At 51.4% G+C, this 3105-nt stretch carries 1 rRNA gene; it reads right to left on the bottom strand.

The window, feature by feature from the left end:
* Positions 1-46: 46 nt before the first annotated feature.
* A 23S ribosomal RNA gene (locus RR51_RS28265) occupies positions 47-2938 on the bottom strand.
* Between the last annotated feature and the right edge of the window lie 167 nt (positions 2939-3105).

Raw genomic sequence — 3105 nt, 5'->3', positions numbered from 1 at the left:
CGTCTTCACCACCGCAATCTGCGCTAGCAAATTGCTTGGGTGTTATATGGTCAAGCCTCACGGGCAATTAGTATTGGTTAGCTCAACGCCTCACAGCGCTTACACACCCAACCTATCAACGTCGTAGTCTTCGACGGCCCTTCAGGGGATTCAAGATCCCAGTGAGATCTCATCTTGAGGCAAGTTTCCCGCTTAGATGCTTTCAGCGGTTATCTCTTCCGAACATAGCTACCCGGCAATGCCACTGGCGTGACAACCGGAACACCAGAGGTTCGTCCACTCCGGTCCTCTCGTACTAGGAGCAGCCCCTCTCAAATCTCAAACGTCCACGGCAGATAGGGACCGAACTGTCTCACGACGTTCTAAACCCAGCTCGCGTACCACTTTAAATGGCGAACAGCCATACCCTTGGGACCGGCTTCAGCCCCAGGATGTGATGAGCCGACATCGAGGTGCCAAACACCGCCGTCGATATGAACTCTTGGGCGGTATCAGCCTGTTATCCCCGGAGTACCTTTTATCCGTTGAGCGATGGCCCTTCCATACAGAACCACCGGATCACTAAGACCTACTTTCGTACCTGCTCGACGTGTTTGTCTCGCAGTCAAGCGCGCTTTTGCCTTTATACTCTACGACCGATTTCCGACCGGTCTGAGCGCACCTTCGTACTCCTCCGTTACTCTTTGGGAGGAGACCGCCCCAGTCAAACTACCCACCATACACTGTCCTCGATCCGGATAACGGACCTGAGTTAGAACCTCAAAGTTGCCAGGGTGGTATTTCAAGGATGGCTCCATGAGAACTGGCGTCCCCACTTCAAAGCCTCCCACCTATCCTACACAAGCAAATTCAAAGTCCAGTGCAAAGCTATAGTAAAGGTTCACGGGGTCTTTCCGTCTAGCCGCGGATACACTGCATCTTCACAGCGATTTCAATTTCACTGAGTCTCGGGTGGAGACAGCGCCGCCATCGTTACGCCATTCGTGCAGGTCGGAACTTACCCGACAAGGAATTTCGCTACCTTAGGACCGTTATAGTTACGGCCGCCGTTTACCGGGGCTTCGATCAAGAGCTTCGCTTGCGCTAACCCCATCAATTAACCTTCCGGCACCGGGCAGGCGTCACACCCTATACGTCCACTTTCGTGTTTGCAGAGTGCTGTGTTTTTAATAAACAGTCGCAGCGGCCTGGTATCTTCGACCGGCATGGGCTTACGGAGCAAGTCCTTCACCCTCGCCGGCGCACCTTCTCCCGAAGTTACGGTGCCATTTTGCCTAGTTCCTTCACCCGAGTTCTCTCAAGCGCCTTGGTATTCTCTACCTAACCACCTGTGTCGGTTTGGGGTACGGTTCCCAGTTATCTGAAGCTTAGGAGCTTTTCTTGGAAGCATGGTATCAACCACTTCGTCGCCTAAAGGCAACTCGTCATCAGCTCTCGGCCTTGAAATCCCGGATTTGCCTAAGATTTCAGCCTACCACCTTAAACCTGGACAACCAACGCCAGGCTGGCCTAACCTTCTCCGTCCCTCCATCGCAATAACTGGAAGTACAGGAATATTAACCTGTTTTCCATCGACTACGCTTTTCAGCCTCGCCTTAGGGACCGACTAACCCTGCGTCGATTAACGTTGCGCAGGAAACCTTGGTCTTTCGGCGTGCGAGTTTTTCACTCGCATTGTCGTTACTCATGTCAGCATTCGCACTTCTGATACCTCCAGCAAGCTTCTCAACTCACCTTCACAGGCTTACAGAACGCTCCTCTACCGCGTCATCAAAGATGACACCCGTAGCTTCGGTGCATGGTTTGAGCCCCGTTACATCTTCCGCGCAGGCCGACTCGACTAGTGAGCTATTACGCTTTCTTTAAAGGGTGGCTGCTTCTAAGCCAACCTCCTAGCTGTCTAAGCCTTCCCACATCGTTTCCCACTTAACCATGACTTTGGGACCTTAGCTGACGGTCTGGGTTGTTTCCCTTTTCACGACGGACGTTAGCACCCGCCGTGTGTCTCCCATGCTCGGCACTTCCAGGTATTCGGAGTTTGCATCGGTTTGGTAAGTCGGGATGACCCCCTAGCCGAAACAGTGCTCTACCCCCTGGAGTGATACATGAGGCGCTACCTAAATAGCTTTCGAGGAGAACCAGCTATCTCCGAGCTTGATTAGCCTTTCACTCCGATCCACAGGTCATCCGCTAACTTTTCAACGGTAGTCGGTTCGGTCCTCCAGTCAGTGTTACCTAACCTTCAACCTGCCCATGGATAGATCGCCCGGTTTCGGGTCTATACCCAGCGACTAAACGCCCTATTAAGACTCGCTTTCGCTACGCCTCCCCTATTCGGTTAAGCTCGCCACTGAATATAAGTCGCTGACCCATTATACAAAAGGTACGCAGTCACCTAACAAAGTAGGCTCCCACTGCTTGTACGCATACGGTTTCAGGTTCTATTTCACTCCCCTCTCCGGGGTTCTTTTCGCCTTTCCCTCACGGTACTGGTTCACTATCGGTCAGTCAGTAGTATTTAGCCTTGGAGGATGGTCCCCCCATATTCAGACAAAGTTTCTCGTGCTCCGTCCTACTCGATTTCATTGACAAGAGATTTTCGTGTACGGGGCTATCACCCACTATGGCCGCACTTTCCAGAGCGTTCCACTAATCTCAAATCAACTTAAGGGCTGGTCCCCGTTCGCTCGCCACTACTAAGGGAATCTCGGTTGATTTCTTTTCCTCAGGGTACTTAGATGTTTCAGTTCCCCTGGTTCGCCTCTTGCACCTATGTATTCAGTACAAGATACTCAGCTTATGCTGAGTGGGTTCCCCCATTCAGAGATCTCTGGATCACAGTCTGTTTGCCGACTCCCCAAAGCTTATCGCAGGCTACCACGTCTTTCATCGCCTCTGACTGCCAAGGCATCCACCGTATGCGCTTCTTCACTTGACCATATAACCCCAAGCAATCTGGTTATACTGTGAAGACGACATTCGCCGAAAATTCGCATGTTGCTCTTTCGAGCAGAACTCACAAATTTTACCTTAGCCTGATTAACCAGCAGTGAAACTGGCCATCAGTCTATATCTATCACATATCCGAATTTTTAAAGAACGATC

Source organism: Pseudomonas sp. C5pp, from assembly GCF_000814065.1.
Lineage (GTDB): Bacteria > Pseudomonadota > Gammaproteobacteria > Pseudomonadales > Pseudomonadaceae > Aquipseudomonas > Aquipseudomonas asiatica.
The sequence above is the reverse complement of the archived record's forward strand: the minus strand, read 5'-3'. Positions and strand labels throughout refer to the sequence as shown.